Origin of the sequence: Streptomyces sp. NBC_01618, from assembly GCF_045209435.1 — a bacterium.
Taxonomy (GTDB): Bacteria; Actinomycetota; Actinomycetes; order Streptomycetales; family Streptomycetaceae; genus Streptomyces.
This window is the reverse complement of sequence record NZ_CP109297.1, coordinates 3405758-3427063: the sequence shown is the minus strand read 5'-3', so window position 1 is coordinate 3427063 and position 21306 is coordinate 3405758. Positions and strand designations below refer to the sequence as shown.

At 69.8% G+C, this 21306-nt stretch carries 20 protein-coding genes and 2 pseudogenes; 7 read left to right on the top strand and 15 right to left on the bottom strand.

The window, feature by feature from the left end:
- Positions 1–88: 88 nt before the first annotated feature.
- A complete protein-coding gene (locus OH735_RS16040) occupies positions 89–853 on the bottom strand; it encodes a DUF4232 domain-containing protein (RefSeq protein WP_406382210.1) in 765 nt (254 codons plus the stop codon).
- Between the two features lie 312 nt (positions 854–1165).
- On the opposite strand from OH735_RS16040, the gene OH735_RS16035 reads away from it, so the two are divergent.
- On the top strand, positions 1166–2608 hold the full coding sequence (locus OH735_RS16035; protein ID WP_406382209.1) for a helix-turn-helix domain-containing protein: 1443 nt from the start codon (positions 1166–1168) through the stop codon (positions 2606–2608).
- 47 nt (positions 2609–2655) lie between these two features.
- Here the strand turns inward: OH735_RS16035 and argS are convergent, their stop codons facing one another.
- Entirely contained in the window at positions 2656–4428 is a 1773-nt protein-coding gene (argS, locus tag OH735_RS16030; RefSeq protein WP_406386586.1) for an arginine--tRNA ligase, read from the bottom strand.
- 227 nt (positions 4429–4655) lie between these two features.
- Here argS and lysS point away from each other — a divergent pair, with 227 nt between their 5' ends.
- A complete protein-coding gene (gene lysS, locus OH735_RS16025; RefSeq protein ID WP_406382207.1) occupies positions 4656–6431 on the top strand; it encodes a lysine--tRNA ligase in 1776 nt (591 codons plus the stop codon).
- A gap of 101 nt (positions 6432–6532) precedes the next feature.
- Here lysS and OH735_RS16020 read toward each other — a convergent pair whose 3' ends face one another.
- The 3 genes from OH735_RS16020 to OH735_RS16010 all read right to left on the bottom strand — a co-directional run bounded on the left by OH735_RS16020 (position 6533) and on the right by OH735_RS16010 (position 10126).
- Positions 6533–7909 (bottom strand): DUF2637 domain-containing protein, encoded by a 1377-nt coding sequence (locus OH735_RS16020; protein WP_406382206.1) that lies wholly within the window; start codon positions 7907–7909, stop codon positions 6533–6535.
- Positions 7910–8216: 307 nt separating this feature from the next.
- Positions 8217–9002, bottom strand: coding sequence for a DUF3558 family protein (locus OH735_RS16015; protein WP_406382205.1), 786 nt, complete (start codon positions 9000–9002; stop codon positions 8217–8219).
- A gap of 254 nt (positions 9003–9256) precedes the next feature.
- Positions 9257–10126 carry a DUF3558 domain-containing protein gene (locus OH735_RS16010; protein ID WP_406382203.1) on the bottom strand — a complete coding sequence of 290 codons (870 nt, stop codon included), beginning with the start codon at positions 10124–10126 and terminating at the stop codon, positions 9257–9259.
- 170 nt (positions 10127–10296) lie between these two features.
- Here OH735_RS16010 and OH735_RS16005 point away from each other — a divergent pair, with 170 nt between their 5' ends.
- Positions 10297–11490: an RtcB family protein gene (locus OH735_RS16005; RefSeq protein WP_406382202.1), complete on the top strand. Its 1194-nt coding sequence runs from the start codon at positions 10297–10299 to the stop codon at positions 11488–11490.
- A 150-nt stretch (positions 11491–11640) separates the two neighbouring features.
- Here the strand turns inward: OH735_RS16005 and OH735_RS16000 are convergent, their stop codons facing one another.
- Positions 11641–12399, bottom strand: a complete 759-nt coding sequence (locus OH735_RS16000; RefSeq protein WP_406382201.1) for an SDR family NAD(P)-dependent oxidoreductase — start codon at positions 12397–12399, stop codon at positions 11641–11643.
- A 54-nt stretch (positions 12400–12453) separates the two neighbouring features.
- Positions 12454–12789 carry a YnfA family protein gene (locus OH735_RS15995; RefSeq protein ID WP_406382199.1) on the bottom strand — a complete coding sequence of 112 codons (336 nt, stop codon included), beginning with the start codon at positions 12787–12789 and terminating at the stop codon, positions 12454–12456.
- Positions 12790–12964: 175 nt separating this feature from the next.
- On the opposite strand from OH735_RS15995, the gene OH735_RS15990 reads away from it, so the two are divergent.
- Complete coding sequence (locus OH735_RS15990; protein WP_406382198.1) at positions 12965–13492, top strand: hypothetical protein; 528 nt, start codon at positions 12965–12967, stop codon at positions 13490–13492.
- Between the two features lie 54 nt (positions 13493–13546).
- On the opposite strand, the gene OH735_RS15985 is transcribed toward OH735_RS15990, so the two are convergent.
- A complete protein-coding gene (locus OH735_RS15985; RefSeq protein ID WP_406382196.1) occupies positions 13547–15004 on the bottom strand; it encodes an FAD-dependent monooxygenase in 1458 nt (485 codons plus the stop codon).
- Between the two features lie 134 nt (positions 15005–15138).
- On the opposite strand from OH735_RS15985, the gene OH735_RS15980 reads away from it, so the two are divergent.
- Positions 15139–15714 (top strand): TetR family transcriptional regulator, encoded by a 576-nt coding sequence (locus OH735_RS15980; RefSeq protein ID WP_406382195.1) that lies wholly within the window; start codon positions 15139–15141, stop codon positions 15712–15714.
- A 156-nt stretch (positions 15715–15870) separates the two neighbouring features.
- On the opposite strand, the gene OH735_RS15975 is transcribed toward OH735_RS15980, so the two are convergent.
- Complete coding sequence (locus OH735_RS15975; RefSeq protein WP_406382194.1) at positions 15871–16611, bottom strand: Mut7-C RNAse domain-containing protein; 741 nt, start codon at positions 16609–16611, stop codon at positions 15871–15873.
- 68 nt (positions 16612–16679) lie between these two features.
- On the opposite strand from OH735_RS15975, the gene OH735_RS15970 reads away from it, so the two are divergent.
- Positions 16680–17117 (top strand): GNAT family N-acetyltransferase, encoded by a 438-nt coding sequence (locus tag OH735_RS15970; RefSeq protein ID WP_406382193.1) that lies wholly within the window; start codon positions 16680–16682, stop codon positions 17115–17117.
- On the opposite strand, the gene OH735_RS15965 is transcribed toward OH735_RS15970, so the two are convergent.
- The 3 genes and pseudogenes from OH735_RS15965 to OH735_RS15955 form a co-directional block, all read right to left on the bottom strand.
- The gene (locus OH735_RS15965; RefSeq protein WP_406382192.1) at positions 17086–17655 is read right to left on the bottom strand and encodes a GNAT family N-acetyltransferase; all 570 of its coding nucleotides are present in this window, start codon (positions 17653–17655) and stop codon (positions 17086–17088) included. The two genes, OH735_RS15970 and OH735_RS15965, sit on opposite strands and share 32 nt — an antisense overlap.
- Positions 17656–17733: 78 nt before the next feature.
- Positions 17734–17835, bottom strand: a pseudogene (locus OH735_RS15960) (AraC family transcriptional regulator); the annotation flags it as partial.
- A 301-nt stretch (positions 17836–18136) separates the two neighbouring features.
- Complete coding sequence (locus OH735_RS15955; RefSeq protein WP_406382191.1) at positions 18137–18280, bottom strand: hypothetical protein; 144 nt, start codon at positions 18278–18280, stop codon at positions 18137–18139.
- Between the two features lie 6 nt (positions 18281–18286).
- Between OH735_RS15955 and OH735_RS15950 the strand changes: the two genes are divergently transcribed.
- Entirely contained in the window at positions 18287–18514 is a 228-nt protein-coding gene (locus OH735_RS15950) for a hypothetical protein (protein ID WP_406382190.1), read from the top strand.
- Between the two features lie 144 nt (positions 18515–18658).
- On the opposite strand, the pseudogene OH735_RS15945 reads toward OH735_RS15950, so the two are convergent.
- The 3 genes and pseudogenes from OH735_RS15945 to OH735_RS15935 form a co-directional block, all read right to left on the bottom strand.
- Positions 18659–19071 (bottom strand): annotated as a pseudogene (locus OH735_RS15945) (arsenate reductase ArsC).
- A gap of 113 nt (positions 19072–19184) precedes the next feature.
- Positions 19185–20093 (bottom strand): universal stress protein, encoded by a 909-nt coding sequence (locus OH735_RS15940; RefSeq protein WP_406382189.1) that lies wholly within the window; start codon positions 20091–20093, stop codon positions 19185–19187.
- Positions 20094–20202: 109 nt separating this feature from the next.
- Positions 20203–21204, bottom strand: a complete 1002-nt coding sequence (locus OH735_RS15935) for an Acg family FMN-binding oxidoreductase (RefSeq protein ID WP_406382188.1) — start codon at positions 21202–21204, stop codon at positions 20203–20205.
- Positions 21205–21306: the final 102 nt, after the last annotated feature.

Below are 21306 nucleotides of genomic sequence, written 5' to 3'. Positions count from 1 at the left end.
GCCGGGAGTGACGAACTGCCGGGAGTGACGAACTGATGCGGAGGCTCTGGGGCGGTTGACCAGAGCCTCCGCGCCGTCAATTGGAGACTCAGTACGTGAGGGCGTCGGCCATGTCGCTCTGCCAGTAGGTGACGAAGCCGTTGCTGCCCCAGGAGGTGCCGGCGGGGAGCGTCAGCTCGGCGGGGGCGCCCGTGGAGCCCTGGTCGCTCTTGCCGGAGAAGTACACCGTGAGGTGGGTGCCCTTGTACAGCTCCTGTCCGTCCGGCTCACCGGACAGCCCGATCGAGGCGTAGGCGGACTGGCCCGGCGCAAGGGTGACCACGGCCTGCGGGATGCTGTCGCGGAGGATCGGGAAGACGGCCTGGGCGTCGTCGAACCGGAGCTTCGGCGCGTGGTACGCGTAGCAGGGGCTGGAACCGGTGTTGGTCGCCGTGAGCAGCAGGTGGTTGATGGGACGGCTCACCTTGCTGACGGTGACCTTGGTGTTCGCGCCGGTGCAGGTGACGGGTGACTTGCTGCCGCTTCCGGTGGTGCCGGCGTTGCTCTTCTGACCGCCGGTGGTGCCGGCGTTGCTCTTCTGGCCGCCGGTGGCGACGGCGTTGCTCTTCTGACCGCCGGTGGAGCCCTTGGATGCGTCGGAGACGTTCTCGGCGGGGGCATCGGCCGTGCCGCTGTCGGTCTCCTGGGCGTCCTTGCCCGTGTCGGGGGTGGTGGCGGTGGTGCTCGCCGCCGGAGCCACCGCGCCTGCCTTGCCGTCGTTCCCGTTGTCGTTGCCGCCGCAGGCGGTGAGCGAGAGGGCGGCCAGCAAGGCGGTCGCGGCGAGGGTGGTGGTGCGGATGTGGTTGCTGCGCATGGTGGTACTCCCCGTGTGTGGGCTGGTGATGTCGTTCGGTCAGTTGTGGCAGATCAAGACCATGACGATCGCGGTGGACACGATCACCACTCCGATGGCCACGGCATCGACGAGCTCGATGCGGGAGTGGATTCGCACTGCGTTGTCCCGGTGGTCGCTGCGGTGTGTTCACAGATTGCGGGGCGGCGGAATCCGTCCGCAACGCCGAACAGCCCATTCGGGAAGCTGGAATGCCTGCGCGTACTGTGACCTGGGCAGATTCCACGTCCCTGGAACGGTGTTCCGGGACGGACCAGGAGGGGGAACGCCGAAGTGGCGACGCCGGAGGCCGGGGAATTCGCGGCTCTGCTGAAGGAACTGAAGGACCGTTCGGGGCGCAGCTACGGGGTTCTCGCGGGGAGACTGCACGTCAGCACGTCGACGCTTCACCGGTACTGCAACGGTGATGCGGTGCCGAACGAGTACGCCCCGGTGGAACGGCTGGCGCGGTTGTGTGCGGCGAGCCCGGAGGAGCTGGTGGAGCTGCACCGGCGATGGATCGTGGCGGATGCGGCCCGGCGGCGGCCGGCCGCGGCTGCTCCTGCGGCTGCTGAGCCGGTGCGGGACGCGGCTGCGGGACCGGTACGGGACGCGGGTTCGGAGCCGGGTCGGGATGCGGTCTCGGACATGGTTTCCGACTCGGGTCCGGAGGCGGTTCGTGGCTCCGGGGCCGAGGCTGGTCGCGACGCGTCCGAGCTCACGCCCGAACCCGAACCCGAACCCGCGATCGTGGCCGGTGGGGCGAGCCAGCCCCGGCGGTTCCTGGCCTCCGCACGGGCGCGCGTGCTGCTCGCGGCCGTTGCCGTCGTCGCGCTGACCGTGCCCACCTCGATCGTCGTCAGCAATCTGTCGGGTACGGACATGGACGATCTCAGCAACGCCCCCGCCGTGGACGGGGTGGACCCGGACGGGCCCGTGTCCACCCGGCCCCGCCTCGACGCGAGCCTCACGGCTCCGCCCGGTGGGGGGAAGAAGTCGGGTACGCCGGCCCCGTCCGGTACGGCGAGTGCCTCGTCCCCGGCGCCCGGCCATGGAACCGCCACGTCCGAGGGGCACGGCACGCGAGCCGGGTCGGGTGGGCAGCAGAGCGGGGGTGTGCCGCTGAGCGCCACCATCAGCTCGTACAACTGGGAAGAGCCCTGCGGTCAGCACTACGTGCTGGACCAGAAGCCGGACGACGTGCCTCCGCCGCCCGCACCGCAGGACACCCGCGGCTGGGCCAGGGCGCTCGGCGGGGTGGACGGTGGCAGCATGCTGCTCGAACTCACCGTGCAGGGGAAGTCGGGGCAGGCCGTCGTGCTGAAGGGACTGCATGTGCGGACACTGTCCCGGAAGGCGCCGCTGGCGTGGTCGGCGTACTCGATGGGCGAGGGCTGCGGGAGCGGCATCACCCCGCAGTCCTTCGACATCGACCTCGACGACAACCGGCCGACCCTCACCCCGGTGGCGGGGCAGCAGGGGGACGTGCGGGTGCCGCCGAAGAACTTTCCGTTCCAGGTGTCCTCCACCGATGTGGAGGTGTTCGACCTCAAGGCCCATGTCGAAGGGCACGACGTCAGCTGGTACCTGGAGCTGGAGTGGAGCAGCGGCGGCCGGAAGGGGACGCTGCGCATCGACGACGGCGGGAAGCCGTTCCGTACCAGCAGCATCGAGGCGCGGCCGAAGTACATGTACCGGTACGACACGGCCCAGTGGGTGACCAAGGAGTGGGACTAGTGGTCACGGCCACCGGGCCGGTGCGTACGGGCTGACTGACGTCCCGGTCAGAGGCGCTCGGGCGTCCTGATGCCGAGCAGCTCCATGCCCTGGCGCAGGGTGCGGGCGGTGAGGTCCGAGAGGAAGAGACGGTTCTCGGCCACATCGGCCGGGACGTCGGACTTCAGCACCGGGCACTGGTCGTAGAACGTCGTGAACAGCGACGACAGCTGGTAGAGGTACGAGGCCAGCTTGTGCGGCTCGTACGCGGCGGCGACCTCGGCCACGATCTCGCCGAACTGGTCCAGGTGCAGGCCCAGCGCCCGCTCGGCCGGGGCCAGCTCCAGCTCGGGGTGCGGCTGGGGCTTCCGCTCGCCCGCCTTGCGCTTGATAGAGCGGGAACGGGCATGCGCGTACTGGATGTACACGCTCGTGTCGCCGGTCAGCGACACCATCTGGTCCAGGTCGAACTTGTAGTCGCGGGCGGCCGACGTCGACAGGTCCGCGTACTTCACCGCGCCGATGCCGACCTGCGTGGCCCGCTCGGTGATCTCCTCGTCGGTGAGGTCCTGTGCCTTCTCGCGCACGACCGCAGACGCCCGGTCGATCGCCTCGTCCAGCAGGTCCGCCAGCCGGATCGTCTCGCCCGCACGGGTCTTGAACGGCTTGCCGTCCTTGCCGAGCACGGTGCCGAAGGCGAGATGCACGGCCTTGACGTCCTCGTTCAGCCAGCCGGCCCGGCGGGCCGTCTCGAAGACCATCTTGAAGTGCAGGGCCTGCCGTGCGTCCACCACGTACAGCAGGGTGGACGCCTTGAGGTTCTGGACCCGGTCGCGGATCGCGGAGAGGTCGGTGGCCGCGTAGCCGAAACCGCCGTTGGACTTCTGCACGATCAGCGGCACCGGCTCGCCGTCCGTGCCCTTCACATCGTCGAAGAACACGCAGAGCGCGCCTTCGGAGCGGACGGCGACGCCCGACTCCTCCAGCAGGCGGCAGGTCTCCGCCAGCATGTCGTTGTAGCCGGACTCGCCGACGATGTCGGCGTCGCGGATCTCCATGTCGAGCTTGTTGAAGACCGAGTAGAAGTAGATCTTCGACTCGTCGACGAAGCGCTGCCACATGGCGAGGGTCTCCTCGTCACCGGCCTGGAGCGCCACGACCCGGTCCCGGGAGCGAGCCTTGAACTCCTCGTCGGAGTCGAACAGCACCCGCGAGGCCTTGTAGAGCCGGTTCAGGGAGGACATGGCGGCCTCGCCGTCCGCCGCGCCGCCGTCGGCCTCGTGGTTCAGCTCGCCCGGGTGCTCGATCAGGTACTGGATGAGCATGCCGAACTGGGTGCCCCAGTCGCCGATGTGGTGGCGCCGGACCACGGTCTCGCCCGTGAACTCCAGGATCTGCGCCATCGCGTCACCGATCACCGCGGAACGGAGGTGACCGACGTGCATCTCCTTGGCCACGTTCGGCTGCGCGTAGTCGATGACGGTGGTGCCCGCGGCGCTGTTGTACGGGACACCGAGGCGGCCCTCGTCGTCCGCGTCACGCGCGGCGAGGGTTTCGATGATCGCCCGGTCGGTGAGCGTCACATTCAGGAAGCCGGGGCCGGAGACCTCGATCTCCTTGATCAGATCGCCCGCCGGGATCGCGGCCGTGACCTGGGACGCCAGCTCGCGCGGGTTGCCCTTGAGCTTCTTGGCGAGGGCCAGGATGCCGTTGGCCTGGAAATCGGCCCGGTCGCTTCGTCGCAGCAGCGGGTCCGCGGTGCCGACATCCGGCAGAGCTGCCGTCAGGGCGTCCGCCAGCTGCTGCTGGAGCGTGGAAGCGAGGGAATTGACCGAGGCCATGGGCTGGCTGCCGTTTCCGTAGGAGTACAAGGGATCACACCCAGTATTCCACGGCGAGTAAAGCCGTTTTCGCGCTGTCGGTGGGACCTGGGACAATGGGCAATGCCCTACGAGTCCCGCAGGGGTTTGTCCCTCCCAGGGGTTGTCCCTTGCCAGGGTTTGTCCCTGCCAGGGGTTCTGCCCCTGCCAGGGGTTTTGTCCCTGCGAGCCCCACAAGAGAGAAGGACGTGCAGACCGTGGCTCAGAGTCAGAGCAGCACCGAGACCGACTGGGTCTCCCGCTTCGCGGACGATGTCATCGCCGAATCGGAGCGTCGTGCGCCTGGCAAACCGGTCGTCGTCGCGTCCGGCCTCTCCCCGTCGGGCCCGATCCACCTGGGCAACCTCCGCGAGGTCATGACCCCGCACCTCGTCGCCGACGAGATCCGCCGCCGCGGGTACACCGTCCGGCACCTGATCTCCTGGGACGACTACGACCGGTACCGCAAGGTTCCCAATGGGGTCCCGGGGATCGACGAGTCCTGGGCCGAGCACATCGGCAAGCCGCTGACCTCGGTGCCCGCCCCGGCCGGGTCCGCGTATCCGAACTGGGCGGAGCACTTCAAGGCCGCCATGACCGCCGCGCTGGACGAGCTGGGCGTCGAGTACGACAGCATCAGCCAGACCGAGCAGTACACGGCGGGCGCCTACCGCGAGCAGATCCTGCACGCGATGAAGCACCGTGCCGACATCGACGCCGTCCTCGACCGGTACCGGACGAAGAAGGACCCGGGCGCGGCGGGTGCGGCGGGCGCCAAGGGCGGCAAGAAGCCGCAGCAGCAGAAGAAGGTCGACGAGGCCGAGCTGGAGGCCGAGGCGGGTTCCGGCGCGGCCAGCGAGGACGACGGCAGCGGCGGCTCGGCCGGCTACTTCCCGTACAAGCCCTACTGCGGCAACTGCGAGAAGGACCTCACGACCGTCACGTCGTACGACGACGACAGCACCGAGCTGAACTACACCTGCACCGCCTGCGGCTTCGCCGAGACCGTCCGGCTGAGCGAGTTCAACCGCGGCAAGCTGGTCTGGAAGGTCGACTGGCCGATGCGCTGGGCGTACGAAGGCGTGATCTTCGAGCCGAGCGGTGTGGACCACTCCTCGCCCGGCTCCTCGTTCGTCGTCGGCGGCCAGATCGTCCGTGAGGTCTTCGACGGCGTGCAGCCGATCGGCCCGATGTACGCGTTCGTCGGCATCTCCGGCATGGCGAAGATGTCCTCCAGCAAGGGCGGCGTGCCGACCCCGGCCGACGCGCTGAAGATCATGGAGGCGCCGCTGCTGCGCTGGCTGTACGCGCGCCGCAAGCCCAACCAGTCCTTCAAGATCGCCTTCGACCAGGAGATCCAGCGGCTCTACGACGAGTGGGACTCGCTGGCGCGCAAGGTCGCCGACGGCTCGGTGCTGCCCGCCGACGCCGCCGCGTACACGCGGGCCATCGGCACGGCCGCCGGCGAGCTGCCGCGGACACCGCGCCCGCTGCCGTACCGCACGCTCGCGTCGGTCGTCGACATCACGGGCGGGCACGACGAGCAGACGCTGCGCATCCTGAGCGAGCTGGACCCGGAGAACCCGCTGACCTCGCTCGACGAGGCCCGGCCCCGCCTCGACCGCGCCGAGAACTGGATCACCAGCCAGGTCCCGGCCGAGGCCCGCACCATCGTCCGCGACGAGCCGGACAAGGAACTGCTCGGCTCGCTGGACGAGCAGGGCCGGGAGTCGCTGCGGCTGCTCCTGGAAGGGCTGGACACGCACTGGTCGCTGGACGGGCTCACCACGCTCGTCTACGGCGTGCCGAAGATCCTGTCGGGCCTGGAGCCGGACGCCAAGCCGACGCCCGAGCTGAAGGTCGCGCAGCGGTCGTTCTTCGCGCTGCTCTACCGGCTGCTGGTCGGCCGGGACACGGGGCCGCGGCTGCCGACGCTGCTGCTGGCCGTGGGGGCGGACCGGGTGCGGAGGCTGCTGGGCGCGTAGGGGGTTTCATACGAAAGGGCCGTCACCCGGTGATTCGGGTGACGGCCCTTTCGTCGTTGCCGGTTCCGGTCCGTCTTCGAGCGGTGACGGGCCCGGATCGCTCACGCGATGTGGTTCTCGGCCATCTCGTTGTCGAAGCGCTGCTTGAAACCCGGCAGCAGACGGCGGAGCAGAGCCGCGCTGCGCGGGTGCCTGACGTTGTGGCCGTCCGAGAGATGTATGTCGAGGACCTCGACGCTCGGGTAGTCGTTGTGCTGGTGCGTGTACGCGCTGAACACCTCGTACGCGATTTCGCCGAACTCCGCGTCCTCCTGTGCCCACTCGACCGGGTCCGCCACGGGCTGCTCGGACTGCTCGGGCTGCTGGGGTTGCTCCGGTGACTCCGGCAGGGGCTCTTCGCTACGGGGGTGGGGGACCGCGCCGATCGTGCCCACGTTGCCCAGCGGGCGGGTGCGGCCGCCCGGGCCCGACGGGACCATGACCGGGGTGGGCTCCAGGCCCTCGACGTACTTCGGGTTGTACGCACCCTCGTACGTGCCCTCCGGGACGTGGGGCTTCGCGAACCAGGGGCTCTCGTGCGAGCCGGGGCCTTCCTGGGGCCACTCCTCGGAGGCGGGGGCCGGCTCGGAGGGGTGGGCGTGTTGTTGCTGTTGCGAGTGTTGTTGCTGTTGCTGTTGTTGCAGGTGCTGCTGGGCTTGCTGCTCCGGGTGGGGCTCTGCGTACGGCAACTCCGGGAACTCGTCCGGTCCGGACGAGGCCAGGACGGGCGCCGGGGCGGGGGCGGGGGGCAGCAGGGCCGGTTCGATGCCCGCGGCGGCGAGGCCGGACGGACCGGTTTCGGCCAGCGGGACGCCGTACTTCGCCAGGCGCAGCGGCATCAGGGACTCGACGGGAGCCTTGCGGCGCCAGTTGCGGCCGAAGCGGGCCTGGAGGCGGGCCTGGTAGATCAGCCGGTCCTGTTCGAGCTTGATGACCTGCTCGTACGACCGGAGTTCCCAGAGCTTCATCCGACGCCACAGCTTGAACGTCGGTACGGGCGAGAGCAGCCAGCGGGTGAGCCGCACGCCCTCCATGTGCTTGTCGGCGGTGATGTCGGCGATCCGGCCGACGGCGTGCCGGGCGGCCTCGACGGAGACCACGAACAGCACCGGGATGACCGCGTGCATGCCGACGCCGAGCGGGTCGGGCCAGGCAGCGGCGCCGTTGAAGGCGATCGTCGCGGCGGTCAGCAGCCAGGCCGTCTGGCGCAGCAGCGGGAACGGGATGCGCATCCAGGTCAGCAGCAGGTCCAGGGCGAGCAGGACACAGATGCCCGCGTCGATGCCGATCGGGAAGACCAGCGAGAAGTTCCCGAAGCCCTTCTGCAGCGCGAGCTCGCGCACCGCCGCGTACGAGCCCGCGAAACCGATCGCGGCGATGAGCACCGCACCGGCGACCACGAGCCCGATGAGTATTCGGTGAGTGCGTGTCAGCTGCATCGCGGCCACCCGCGTTCCCTCCCCGTTTCCCGCATCCGACGCCCTGCGCTGATGCTCTGCTTCGACGTCCTGCTTCGACTTCCGGCGGGCACAGCCTGGCACATGAGGGGGCGGTGTGTTGCGCGGGGAGGGGCGAAGCCCGGTACTCGGGGGAGAACCGGGCTTCGTGAAGAGCTCCGTAACGGGCTCCGTAACGGCTCCATATCGGGCTTCGTGACGGGCGTCGTGGCGGGCGTCGTGATGGGTTTCGTAAAACTGCTTCTGGGCGGGGGCGTTGAGGTGCTTCCCGAGGAGGCCGCCGCGTTGGCTAGTTCGCCTTGGCGGACTTGCTGGGCTCGGCGGAGCTGCTCGGTGCGTCCGGCTTCGTGTCGGCGGCGAGGGCGGCGACCGAGGCGACCGCCTCCTTGGCCACCTTCTCGGCGCCCTTCAGGATGTCGTCGGCGGACGGGGTCTTCGCGCCCGCGTAACCCGCGCCGTTGTAGGTGAGGGTGACGACGACGTTCTCCGTACGGGCCACGATCGTCGCGTACTTGAAGTCCTCACTCGTCTTGGTGAGGTCGTACGTGATCTTGGTGGCCTGTTCGCCGATGCCGCTGGCGGGCCCCTCGGCGACCTTCTTCGCGCCCTCGGCCGCCTTCGCCTTGGCGACCTGCTTCGCGTAGTCCTGCTGCGCCCGCTCGGCGCCGCTGCCCAGGGTCTGGTCCGAGTCGAAGCGGGTGAAGCCGATGTCGAGCCAGCGGTACTGGGAACCGTTCACGCCCTTGTCGGTGAGGCCGTTCCAGGAGCAGCCGGCGCGGTACGAGACGTCGCTGGAGTTGGCAGGCGTGCCGCTCTTGGACTTCGCATCGGGGACCAGGGAGGTGATCGTCTTCTTGGCGATCGACTTGCACGGGTCGGGCAGCGTGGCGAACTTGGCGGGCGCGACGCTCGGTTCCGACTTCTTCGCGCTCGGCGCCGCGGACGACGAGGACGAACCCGACGAGTCCTTCGTTTCCTTGCCGCCGGAGTCCGACGAGCAGCCGGCGACGACGAGCATCACCGGAACGGCGGCGCAGGCGAGTATGCGGGAGAGTCGCGGGGCTGAACGGTGCATGGTTCCTTCACTCGGGTGGCGCGGCGGTCGGGCTGCCAGGCGGTCGGCGGACGTTCCGGGAGGGGCCGGGGGATTCCCGGTCGGGTCCCTGCTGGTGTCCCTGCTGTGTCCCGGATGGGTCCCGGTTGGGGTCCCGGTTGGTGTTTCGGCTGGTGTTCCGGAGGGCCACGGTACGACGTACGGCGATCGGATGCCGCCTCGGTCGGGTGGTCGGCGGGCGGGAACGGTGCCGGTCCGGGGCGTCCCGGACGGGGCTATTCGCTGAACTTCTCGACCAGCTTCCGGGCCAGCGACTGGGCCTTCTCCTGCAGTTCCTTGCTGTCGGGGACCACTGTGGAGACGGTCGGGTGCTGGGCGTACTGGATGGTCACGATGACGTTCGATGTGCGGAATACCACGCTCACCGTTCGGTTCTGTGTCGTGGAACCTGCCCGGGTGGGCAGATCGTCCAGAAATGCACTGTCTCCGAGGCCGTCGAGGGTGCGCGGAGCGAGGCTCTGGTCGGAACTTCCGGAGCTGCCGGAGGTGTCGGCACTGTCAGCCGTACCGCCGTCGGTGGTTCCGCTGTTGTTGCTGTCGGCGTTGTTGCTTTCGGGATCGTCCGCGTTCTTGTCCTCGGAGGCCGATGCGGAGTCCGAGGAGGGGGACGTCTGCTCCTTCGTGCTGCCGGGCGTGGCGGCATCGGTGTTCGCGTCCGCGGGCAGGCCGGCGGCGGCCTCCTTCTGCGCGTACACCTCGCGTGCCCGGTCGTCGTCGCTTACCGAGGGGTCGTAGGACACGACCCGCTCGAAGTCGACGAAGAGGGTGCGCGAGGAGTCGGAGGCCTCGGACTTCCAGCGGCAGCCGACGCGGCGGTCGGTGTCGTAGGTGACGGTGGCCGTGCCGCCGTACACCTTCTTCTGCTGGTCCTCGGGAAGATCGGCTGCGCCCGGGAGCAGGTCCTTCAGGCTGGACGACGGAACGGTGCGGCAGGCGTCGAGGAGGGTGCGGTACTTGCCCGGGGCGGCAGCCGCGGCGGTTGCCTCGCCGGGCTTGCTGTCGGGGGCGGAGCCACCCGTTCCGGTGCTGGCACTGCAGCCGACGACAAGCGCTGCCAATAGCGCGGTGCCGGGTACGTACGCCATTCGTCGCACGGTCCTGGGCTCCCTTCGTGCGAAAAACGGTTGCCGCTCGGTGGCGACCGGTGAACACAATGTGTATCGCACGCGCCGCTGTGATTGCCGGTCGACCGACTTATTTGTCGACCTTGGCACCGGTTTTGCGCTTTCAGGCTTTTCGGGGGAATCGAGGAATTATGTCGTATGTAGAGGTGCCGGGCGCGAAGGTTCCGATCCGCATGTGGGCCGACCCGGCTTCGGTCGAGGACGTTGCGATGCGGCAGCTGCACAACGTGGCCACCCTGCCCTGGATCAAGGGGCTCGCCGTCATGCCGGACGTCCACTTCGGCAAGGGCGCGACGGTCGGTTCGGTGATCGCGATGCACGGTGCGGTGTGTCCGGCGGCGGTCGGCGTGGACATCGGCTGCGGAATGTCCGCGGTGAAGACGTCCCTGACGGCCAACGACCTGCCGGGCGACCTGTCCCGGCTGCGGTCGAAGATCGAGCAGGCCATTCCGGTGGGTCGCGGCATGCATGACGACGCCGTGGACCCGGACCGGGTGTACGGCCTCTCGGCGAAGGGGTGGGACGACTTCTGGGGAGAGTTCGACGGGGTGGCCGACGCGGTCAAATTCCGTCGGGAACGAGCCACGAAGCAGATGGGAACACTCGGATCGGGAAACCACTTCATCGAGTTCTGCCTCGACGAGTCGGGTTCCGTCTGGCTGATGCTGCACTCCGGATCGCGGAACATCGGTAAGGAACTGGCCGACTTCCACATCGGGCAGGCGCAGAAGCTGCCGCACAACCAGAACCTGGTCGACCGTGACCTGGCCGTGTTCATCGCCGACACCCCGCCGATGGCGGACTACCGGAACGACCTGTTCTGGGCGCAGGAGTACGCGAAGCGCAACCGCGCGATCATGATGGGGCTCCTGAAGGAAGTCGTCCGCAAGGAATTCCGGAAGGCCAAGGTCACCTTCGAGCCGGAGATCAGTTGTCACCACAACTACGTCAGTGAAGAGCGCTACGAGGGCATGGACCTGCTGGTCACTCGGAAGGGGGCGATCCGTGCCGGGTCCGGTGAGTACGGAATCATCCCGGGCTCGATGGGTACCGGCTCGTACATCGTGAAGGGCCTCGGGAACGAGAAGTCCTTCAACTCGGCCTCGCACGGGGCTGGCCGGAAGATGAGCCGGAACGCCGCGAAGCGGCGCTTCACCGCGCGGGACCTGGAGGATCAGACGCGGGGCGTGGAGTGCCGTAAGGACTCCGGCGTCGTGGATGAGATTCCGGCCGCGTACAAGCCGATCGAGCAGGTCATCGAGCAGCAGCGGGACCTGGTGGAGGTCGTCGCCAAGCTCAAGCAGGTGGTGTGCGTGAAGGGCTGAGGCCCCTTACGTACGCGAGTTACGTATTACGTACGCGAGTTACGTGTGCGAGTTACGTGTGCGAAACGAGGGCCCCGGACGCGGATTGCGCGTCCGGGGTTCGCGTGCGACCGGGGCCGTCCGACAGTTCCGTCCGGGGCTCCGGAGGGCTCAGGCGGTGCGGTGGACCTTGGTGTTGGAGGCCTGGGCGCGGGGGCGGACCACCAGGAGGTCGACGTTGACGTGGCTGGGGCGGGTGACGGCCCAGGTGATGGTGTCGGCCACGTCGTCGGCGGTGAGGGGGGCCTCGACGCCCGCGTAGACCTTTGCCGCCTTCTCGGTGTCGCCGCGGAAGCGGGTGATGGCGAACTCCTCCGTCTTGACTATGCCGGGGGCCACCTCGATGACGCGGACCGGGGTGCCGACGATCTCCAGTCGGAGCGTCTCGGCCAGGACGTGTTCGCCGTGCTTGGCGGCCACGTAGCCGCCGCCGCCCTCGTACGTGGAGAGGCCCGCGGTGGAGGAGAGGATCACGATCGTGCCGTCGCCGCCCTCGGTGAGCGCGGGGAGCAGGGCCTGGGTGACGTTGAGCGTGCCGATGACGTTCGTCTCGTACATCTGGCGCCAGTCGGCGGGGTCGCCGGTGGCGACGGGGTCGGCGCCGAGCGCGCCGCCCGCGTTGTTGACGAGGACGGCGAGGGCACGGAACGCCGTGGCGAACTCGTCCACCGCGTTGCGGTCGGTGACGTCCAGGGCGTAGGCCGTTGCCTGGTGACCCGCCTCGTTGATCTCGGCGGCGAGCGCCTCGATGCGGTCCTTGCGGCGGGCAGTGAGGACCACGCGATAGCCGGCGGCCGCCAGCTGCCGGGCGGTTGCGGCGCCGATGCCGCTGCTCGCTCCGGTGATGACGGCGATCGGGGTGGCGGCCATGGCGGACTCCTCGGGCGGCTGATCGGTACGGGCTCAGGATAGGCAGGCGCGCGGTCAGTGGTTGCGGGGGGCGTACATGATGACGGCCATGCCGGCCAGGCAGATCAGCGCGCCGATCACGTCCCAGCGGTCGGGGCGGTACCCGTCCGCGACGACGCCCCAGGCGATCGAGCCCGCCACGAAGACACCGCCGTACGCGGCGAGGATGCGGCCGAACTCGCCGTCCGGCTGGAACGTGGCGACAAGACCGTAGACGCCGAGCGCGATGACGCCCGCGCCGATCCAGATCCAGCCCCGGTGTTCACGTACGCCCTGCCAGACGAGCCAGGCGCCGCCGATCTCGAAAAGCGCGGCGACGAGGAACAGGACTACAGAGCGGGCGACGAGCATGAACTCAGCGTTTCATGGGAGGGGAGGGAGCCGGGTCAGGGGGGCGAGGCCCCGGGGCGGTCGGGGGAGGCAGGGGAGGACGAGGGGGAAGGCGCGCCGAACTGGTGGGTAAATGTGGATGATTCGGGGCTATCTGTATCTTCGGGGCATGGTAGTGACACGTAGAGGTGCGCCTGTGGAGTCCGCCGCGGCCGAGACCGCAGCGGCGGCAGCTATGGCCATGGCTATGGCTATGGCTGTGGTGCTGGGGATGGGTGGCGCGGCTGCGGCTGCACCTGGGAACGGGGCCGTGGCGGGGGCGGCCGGGGGCATCGCGCCCGAGGCGGATGTGTCGCACCACGGGCATGTCTCGCTGTGGGGATCGGGGCTCGGTGTCTGGGTGCAGAGCGTGAACTACGGTCCGTCGAACCTGGCCGATGTGACGGTACGGGTGCGTACGTCGGTGTCGCTCTCCAGGCGGCAGGAGCTTCCGGAAGGCTGCCTGCAGGCGGACCGGCTGACCGTGCTGTGTCGTACGGGTGCGCTGCGCACGGACGAGGCGGAGGGGCGGCAGCTCGCCCTCGAACTGCAGCTTGCGGGGTGGCCGGACGAGGTCGTCGTGCGGGTCGACACGCTGTGGAACGGCGGGGCGACCGACCGGAACCCGCAGAACAACGACCACGAGGTGCTGGCCCTGGCCACTGGGGACGAGTATGTGTTCTGACCGTCGGCGCCCGGCGATGCCGGCACGACGGGCGCTGTGGGGGCGGGTGCGTGCTCATAGCGTGACCGCCGTCTGCAGGGCGGCAGGGTCGGCGTGGTCGCCCGCCCAGGCGATGTAGCCGTCGGGGCGGATGAGCAGCGAGGTGGTGCGGTCGCTCTTCCAGTGGGCGTGCACCAAGGGGATGGGTGATGCCGGAGTGGTGGTGTCGACGGGGGTGACGAGCACGAACGTGCCGTCGCGCAGGAGCTGGTGGAGGCGGCCCTCCTGCAGGCTCAGGTCCGGGGCTCGCTTCGCGGTGAGGGGGTGGGCGCCGCGCGGGGCCGCGTAGGCGATCGAGATGCCCGAGACCTGGCCGATGGCCTTGTCGGCGGCGGGCCGGATCGTGTACAGCACTGTGGCGGCGAGGGCTCGGACCGTCCGCTGGAGCGGCGTGCGCGCCATGGCGAGGCGGACGAGTGCGCCGCTGGAGCGGAGCACCATTGTGCCGACCGGGTGCCGCTCGGCGTGATAGCTGTCGAGCAGCGCCTCCGGGGCGGCCGTCTGTCCGCGCAGTACAGCGGAGAGCTTCCAGGAGAGGTTGGCGGCGTCCTGGAGACCGGTGTTCATGCCTTGGCCGCCTGCGGGGGAGTGGACATGCGCGGCGTCCCCGGCGAGGAAGACCCGGCCGGTGCGGTAGGCGGGCACCTGGCGTTCGTCGCTGTGGAAGCGGGAGATCCAGCGCGCGTCGTGCATGCCGTAGTCGGTGCCGAGGACGCGGCGGGTGGTCTCGCGGAGTTCGTCGAAGTCGACGGGGTCGCTGTCGGCGGCCTGGTGGGCGCGGTTCCAGCCCATCACGCGGTACCAGCCGTCGCCGAAGGGGACGATGAAGGCGAAGGCGTCCCCCACGCCGTTGACCGTCAGGAGGTCCGGGGGCTCCTCGGCGAGCCGGACGTCGGCGAGGACGATCGACCGGATCACGGACTGGCCGGGGAAGGGGAGGCCGAGCGCCTGACGCACTCGGCTGTGCACGCCGTCGGTACCGACGAGGTAGCGGGCCCTGAGCGTCGTCACGCTGTCGTTCGCCTCGCGCAGTTCGGCTGTGACGGTGTCCGATGAGGCGTCCTGATGGAGCGCGATCAGCTCCGTGCCGTAACGGAAATGGACGCCCGAGGTGCGGGCGCGGCGCTCCAGCAGGCGCTCCACCTCGTACTGCGGGGTGATCAGCACGAAGGGGAAGCGGGTGTGCAGCCGGGAGAGGTCGAGCGAGAGCTTGCCGAAGAAGCGGAAGGCGGAGAGGGGGGTGCCTGTCTTGACGAGCTCGTCGGCCACGCCGCGGGTGTCGAGCAGTTCGAGCGTGCGGGCGTGTACGGCGAAGGCGCGGGTCGTGTTGCTGGTCTCGTGCGGGCGGCGCTCCGCGAGTGCGACCGAGAGGCCCTGGGCGGCCAGGTCGCCCGCGAGCAGCAGTCCGGTGGGCCCCGCGCCCACGACGAGGACGTCGACGGTGTCGGGTGCGGTGCTCGGGGTGGTGGTCATGTCTGCCTCCTGCGCCCGCTCGTCAGCCGGCAACTTCGCGCGATTCGCACCAACAACTGTTGGTCAACGCTTGTTGGCAACGGTAACTCCGCCGGGTCTGGCGTGTCAACACTTGTTGGCCTACAGTTGTTGGCATGGAGACGAAGCCCGCTACCGCCAACCGCCGCTCGGATGCCACCAAGGCCGCGATTCTCGGAGCCGCGCGCGAGCGGTTCGCTGCCGACGGCTACGAGCGCGCCACCATCAGGGCCATCGCCCGTGACGCGAACATCGACCCGTCGATGGTCATGCGCTACTACGGCAACAAGGAGGGGCTGTTCGCCGCCGCGTCCGTGATCGACCTGCGGATTACCGAGCTGGGCGCGATACCGGGCAAACACATCGGCGCCGCCCTCGTCGCGCACTTCCTGGACCGCTGGGAGGGCGACGACGTGCTCACGGGCCTGCTCAGAGTTGGTGTCACCAATGGCGCCGGAGCCGAGCGGATGAGGGCCGTCTTCGCCGAACAGCTCGGCCCGATAGCAGCCGGGGTCTGCCCCGACCCGGCCGCCGCCCCGCGCCGTGCGGCTCTCGTCGCCTCGCAGATCCTGGGGATGGCGCTCGCGCGCTATGTCCTGCGGATCGACCCCGCCGTCTCGATGCCGCGCGAGGAGGTGATCGCCTGGCTCGCGCCCACCGTTCAGCGCTATCTGACCGCCGAGCGGCCGTAGAACAACGTGTCGGCCGGCAGTGACTGCTTCGAACACTTTCTGCATGCCGCAGAAATTCCGGGGGCACCGCGGTGCGCTGATGGCCGAGCTGACCGCCGAGCCGCGCCGCTTGCGGGGTTCCTTGGATTCTCTGATTCCTCGGGGTTCCTCGGGGTCTCAGGGCTTCGGGGGAGTGGGCGCGAAGTCGTGGAGCGCCTGTGTGACGATCGCGTCCAGGTGGGTGTGGTGGGCGCCCCGCCAGTAGACCCGGCCGCACTCCGTGCACTGTGCGAAGACGTCGTACGAGCGCCGGGTCCCGTGTTCCAGCCGGCCGCTGACGGACTCCTTGTCGGCAGCCTTCAGCGGGCCGTTGCACGCGGTGCATCTGGTCCAGGGGGCCAGATGCGGGGTGAACCGTTCCAGCACGTCCCGCAGTTGGTCCTCCGGCCGGTCGCTGTAGACATACGCCCCGGCCCAGATCTCCCGCCGGTGCAGCAGCCCGCGGTCCCGGGAGAGCAGCACGCGGCGCTCGTCCGCGGACCGGGCGGCCAGTGCGGCATCGCCGATGTCCTCGCTCTCGTACGCCGCGTCGACGCCCAGCAGCCGAAGCCGCCGGGCGAGCGTGCCGAGGTGGACGTCGAGCAGGAACCGCAGGGGTGCGCCCGGGACGCGCTGGGGGCGTTCCACGGCGCGCACCTCGACCAGTTCGCCCGCCCCGGGGATGTGGGAGGCGGGTACGGGCCGGCCGTCGACCAGGAGCTGCCCGGCCTCGGTGAGCGGGATGCCGAGCGACTCCACGACGTGACCGAGGGTGGACGCGCCGTCGGTGGTCACGGTCGAGCGTCCCCGGCGGCGTTCATGCGCGACGAAGAGCCGCAGCTCGGGGGCGACTTCGAGGTGGATCTCCGGTCCGTTCACCCCGTCAGGATGTCATCGGGTGGGGTGTGTCGGCGAGGGCTTTCTCCTCGCGTGCCTACAGTTCCCGCATGAAGATCCTCGATCTCGAACCCGGTGATGCCCGACTGGCCGCCGACCTGCTTCCCGTGCTGCGGGAACTCCGCCCGCATCTCACCGAGGACCTCTTCCGGGAGGTGTGCGAGAAGGGGCACCCGCAGGGGCTGCGGTTCAGCGCCGCCTATGACGACGAGGGAGCCTGCGTGGGCGCGGCCGGCTGGCGCGTCGTCCACAACACCAGCCGGATCCGGATGCTGTACGTCGACGATCTGGTGACCGCCGAAGGGTCCCGCTCCACCGGTGTCGGCCGTCGGCTCCTCAGGCACATCGAAGGGCGGGCCAGTGCGGCGGGCTGCCTGCACCTCAATCTGGACTCTGGCACGCAGCGCACCGACGCCCACCGCTTCTATATGCGGGAGCGGCTGAGCATCGGCGCGTTCAATTTCGACAAGGCCCTCGATCTGGACTGAGTCGGCCCGCCTCGTCCGGGGTGAGGTCCAGCCGCCAGTCGTTCGTCAGCAGCGCGTGGCCGGGCGGGTACTCGAAGTCGCACGTGCCGATCAGGGTGAAGCCCGCCTTGCGGCACACCGCGTTCGACGCGCCGTTGTCGACCGACGGATAGGCGTGCAGATAGCGGTGCCTGTGCTCGGCGCGGGCCTGTTCGGCCACGGCTGCCGTGGCGGCCGTCGCGATGCCCAGGCCCTGGTGTCCGGGGAGGACGGCCCAGCCCGTCTCGTACACATTCCGGCCCTGCCACGTCCGCTCCCAGAAGCCGATCGTGCCCACGGCCTCGTCCCCGCCGGACAGGGCGATGCGGAACATCCTGCCCCGGCCCGTGCGGTCCGCACTCATCTCCACATAGCGCTCGTGGCGCGCTATGAGCCGTGCCTCCGACTCGGGACCGCCCAGATGGTCCATCAACTCCGGTGCGTTGGCACGGCGGAGCAGCTCCAGGTCGGCCTCCGACCAGGGCTCGATCCGTACGGATGACGAAGCGGTGCGTTCCATGTCAAAACTGTAGAACGGGGCACTGACAGACGGGGCACTGACAGTGGGACAGGGTCAGCGTGGGGCGAACGCCGTCGGTCAGACGCCGACCGTTGCCGTGAAGTCCCTGACCAGGTGGGCCTGGTCGCTGTATCCGAGTTCGGGAGCGTCGACGATGCCCCGGGTGTCGCGTCGCGGACCTGGCATGGCCGCGATCCTACGGTGGGCAGGGAACGCCGTGGGAGCGACGTCGCGTTTCTTCACCGACCAGGAGTTCGTACCGGACGAGTCCGTGTTGAACGCGTCCGGGCCGTTGTCGTAGAGGCTGCCCAGCCTCGTGTACGCACTGTCGACAATGTCCTCGGCGTCCGCCGGCATCGCGCGCAATGAAGGTGTCTCTGTATCGGCAGATTCTGCAGGTCGGCTGAAGATCACTCCTCGGTCAATGAATGGCCGAATGCGGGCGATCGGTGGACGGCAGTGGTGACCCCGAGGCGCCGCTTCAGCGGCTCCAGACATGCAGTGTGTCGCCGGCCTCCGACACCGTGTACCAGGTGCCGTCGCCGAGGGTCGTGACCCCGCCGGATATCGGGAACGGGTACGTGATCCGCGCGGCCACCCGCATCCGTACCGCGTCCGTGCTCACCAGCCAGTGGCGCTGCTCGCCGTAGTCCTCGTCGCTCTCCGACGTACCGGCGACGACGGTCTCCTCGTCCAGGAAACCGCACTCGTAGTCCCAGAACGTCTCGTCGGCGTCCCGGTCGTCGGGATCGGCCTCGGGGTGGCGGGGAATGGTGGTTTCGCTGTCGAGCGCATCGGCCCCTTCGCACCTCCCGAACCCACGCCGTGGAGCACCGAGCCGGCGTACAAGGATCTTTGACCGGATACGACGTATGTCCCTGATGTCTACTCCACGCCGGGCGCGGGGGAGCCGAGCGCGGGGGAGTCGAGTCCGGAGGACCCGTCGGGGCCGTAAAGCGGTGCGGTCGTGAAGCGGTGCGGCGGTGGAGCGGGTTCGCGGGCGTTACTTCGATGCCGCCGGGGTGATCTCTTCGATCAGGCTCTCGACCAGGGCCCTGATCTCGTCGCGGATCGGGCGGACGGCCTCGACGCCCTGGCCTGCCGGGTCTTCGAGCTGCCAGTCCAGGTAGCGCTTGCCGGGGAAGGCCGGGCAGGTGTCGCCGCAGCCCATGGTGATGCAGACGTCCGACTCGCGGACCGCGTCGACCGTGACGATCTTCGGGATCTCGGCGGAGATGTCGATGCCGGCCTCGCGCATCGCCTCGACGGCGGCCGGGTTCACGGCGTCGCCGGGAGCCGATCCCGCCGAGCGGACTCGACGCGGTCCCCGGCCAGGTGGGTCAGCCAGGCGGCGGCCATCTGGGAGCGGCCGGCGTTGTGGACGCAGACGAACAGCACGGAGGGCTCGTCGGGCATCGGGGGTCTCTCCTGTCGTGCGTCGAGCGGTGGAATCAGTAGTGGTGGTGGCGGTGGACTTGGGTGGCGAGAGCGATGGGGGCGGCGCGCCCGGCTGCTGCTGGACCTTCGGCTCAGTCCGTATCGGGCCCGGGCTCGGGGCGGTGGTAGGCGTCGGGGACGACTGCGACCGGGCAGGGCGCGTAGTGCAGCATCGCGTGGTTCACCTGGCCCAGGTGGGTGCCGTGCCATCCGCCGGGCCGCCGTGCTCCGACGACCAGCAGTTCCGCACCCTTGGCGGCTTCGATCAATTCCTGGTGGACCGGCCCCTGCACCACCGACCTGTGGATGGTGACGTCCGGGGCGCCGGTCCGGTCCAGCCCCGCGAGTACCTCTTCGAGGTGCTCCTCGGCCTGCCGGTGGTGCGCGGAGGCCGGGGAACCCGAGATGAGCGGATGGACCACCGCGTGGTGGGCGGGGCGGCGCCAGGCCCGTACGACGACCAGTTCGCCGTGGCGCGCGGCGGCCTGGGCGAGGGCGAAGACGGTGGCCGCCGTCGGTTTTGCGGCGTCGCTGATCCCGACGACGACGCGGCCGGACTGCGGCGGGGTGTCCGGTGGCCTCGCCGGGATCACCACGACCGGGCAGTGGGACCGGCCGGCGAGCGCGAGGCTGACGGACCCCAGGAGCATCCCGGCGATCCGGCCGCGGCCGCGGGAGCCGAGGACGACCATGGCCGCCTCGTGGCTCTCCCTGACGAGTGCGGCCACCGGGTCCTCGGGTTCCACGGAAGCCGTCACGGCCACCTCGGGCCCGAGCCTCTGGGCGCGTTCACGGGCGGTGGCGACGAGATGCTCGGCGAGGGCCGTTTCGGTGGGACGCTCGCTGTCGGAGGCGGGGTGCATGCCCTCGTAGCGTTCCCACAGCGAGGCGTGGACGACGCGCAGCGGGTGCTGCGAGCGGGCCGCTTCCGTCGTCGCCCAGTCCAGGGCGCGGAGACTGCCGTCCGATCCGTCCACTCCGACGACTACGGGGAGCCGCATCGCTCCCACCGCCTTCCGTACGGATGTCTCTACGGTTTTCCGGTTCTAGGGTTCTGTCTCTGGTTCTGTCTCTGGTGCTGTTTCTGGTGCTGTTTCTACGGCGCTGTTCCTACGGTTCGATGGTCAGTATCTGGTCCAGGGGCCGACGCGGCGAGCGTGGTCCTCCGGGCCCGTATCCCAGGCGGAGGATCATCTGGGCCTGTCCCGTGCCGAAGACCGGGTCGCGCAGCAGCCATCGCAGGTCCGGCCATTCGACGGGCTGGGTCGAGAACGAGGTGGACACCTGGTGGAGCGTGGCGGTGAGCAGGACGCGCTCCAGGGCCTGGCCGGCGCGCAGCCAGTCCGCGGCGTGGTCGCCCGGGGTGGTCAGCAGGGCCAGTTGCGGCCGGTTCTCGAACGGGACGCGCGGCCGGCCCGGGATGACCCGGGTTCCCGCGAAGTCGCGGGTGGTGGCTCGTTCGGAGGCGTCGCGGGGGCCGAAGGCGTAGTCGGGGATTCCGTCGACGGGTGCCTCGGTCTGCGTGTCCCGGGTCCAGTGCTCCTGCTCCGCCTCCCGTGCCGGGTCCCCGCGGTCGTATCCCTCGGCGTCCCGGATCAGCTCGAGGACGGTCTCCAGATGCGGCGAGGCCAGGAACGTGAAGTCCGCGCCCTCGGCGCGGGCCGCTTCGGCCAACCGCGCGCGGACGTCCTCGGGGATCGGCTGCTCGTCGAACGGGTAGCGGCTGGTGTGCCGGTCCGGGATCGCGGGGTGGAGGGCGGCGAGCGCTACGTCCGCGGGCTTTCGCGGGGCCTCGTCGGCGATGCCGAACCGGACGGTGGCCAGCAGGGCCGGGTCCGAAGGTTCGGGCAGCAGCGTGGTGACCGCCTCCAGGCCGTGGTGGGCGGCGGACACCCGCAGGTTCAGCAGGGCCGCGCCGCAGCCCACGTGCAGTGCGCGGGTGGCGGGGTCGGCCTCCGGCATGGCGCGCTCGAAGTCTGCCCGGAGCGTGAGGGTGCGGCCGGCGCGTGTGTAGCGGAACTGCCAGGGCTGGGCGTTGTGCATCGACGGGGCGGCGGTGGCATCGGCGACGAGGCCGGTCAGCGTCGCGTCGTCGACTGACTGGTTGAGCATCGGGACTCCCGGGAGATCGGGAACGGTCGATGTCTCTCCAGCATGGAACAGATCTCGTCCCGGTGGGATGGGCCGTTCATCCCGCCCCGGGCCCCGGACGGC

Bases quoted from the DNA above. Each gene is read 5' to 3' on its own strand.
- OH735_RS16020 (WP_406382206.1), bottom strand. From the start codon at position 7,909: ATGCAGCTGACACGCACTCACCGAATACTCATCGGGCTCGTGGTCGCC.
- OH735_RS16000 (WP_406382201.1), bottom strand. From the start codon at position 12,399: ATGGCCGCCACCCCGATCGCCGTCATCACCGGAGCGAGCAGCGGCATC.
- OH735_RS15995 (WP_406382199.1), bottom strand. From the start codon at position 12,789: ATGCTCGTCGCCCGCTCTGTAGTCCTGTTCCTCGTCGCCGCGCTTTTC.
- OH735_RS16010 (WP_406382203.1), bottom strand. From the start codon at position 10,126: ATGGCGTACGTACCCGGCACCGCGCTATTGGCAGCGCTTGTCGTCGGC.
- OH735_RS15980 (WP_406382195.1), top strand. From the start codon at position 15,139: ATGGAGACGAAGCCCGCTACCGCCAACCGCCGCTCGGATGCCACCAAG.
- OH735_RS15940 (WP_406382189.1), bottom strand. From the start codon at position 20,093: ATGCGGCTCCCCGTAGTCGTCGGAGTGGACGGATCGGACGGCAGTCTC.
- OH735_RS15970 (WP_406382193.1), top strand. From the start codon at position 16,680: ATGAAGATCCTCGATCTCGAACCCGGTGATGCCCGACTGGCCGCCGAC.
- OH735_RS16015 (WP_406382205.1), bottom strand. From the start codon at position 9,002: ATGCACCGTTCAGCCCCGCGACTCTCCCGCATACTCGCCTGCGCCGCC.
- argS (WP_406386586.1), bottom strand. From the start codon at position 4,428: ATGGCCTCGGTCAATTCCCTCGCTTCCACGCTCCAGCAGCAGCTGGCG.
- OH735_RS16005 (WP_406382202.1), top strand. From the start codon at position 10,297: ATGTCGTATGTAGAGGTGCCGGGCGCGAAGGTTCCGATCCGCATGTGG.
- OH735_RS16040 (WP_406382210.1), bottom strand. From the start codon at position 853: ATGCGCAGCAACCACATCCGCACCACCACCCTCGCCGCGACCGCCTTG.
- OH735_RS15935 (WP_406382188.1), bottom strand. From the start codon at position 21,204: ATGCTCAACCAGTCAGTCGACGACGCGACGCTGACCGGCCTCGTCGCC.
- OH735_RS15965 (WP_406382192.1), bottom strand. From the start codon at position 17,655: ATGGAACGCACCGCTTCGTCATCCGTACGGATCGAGCCCTGGTCGGAG.
- OH735_RS15985 (WP_406382196.1), bottom strand. From the start codon at position 15,004: ATGACCACCACCCCGAGCACCGCACCCGACACCGTCGACGTCCTCGTC.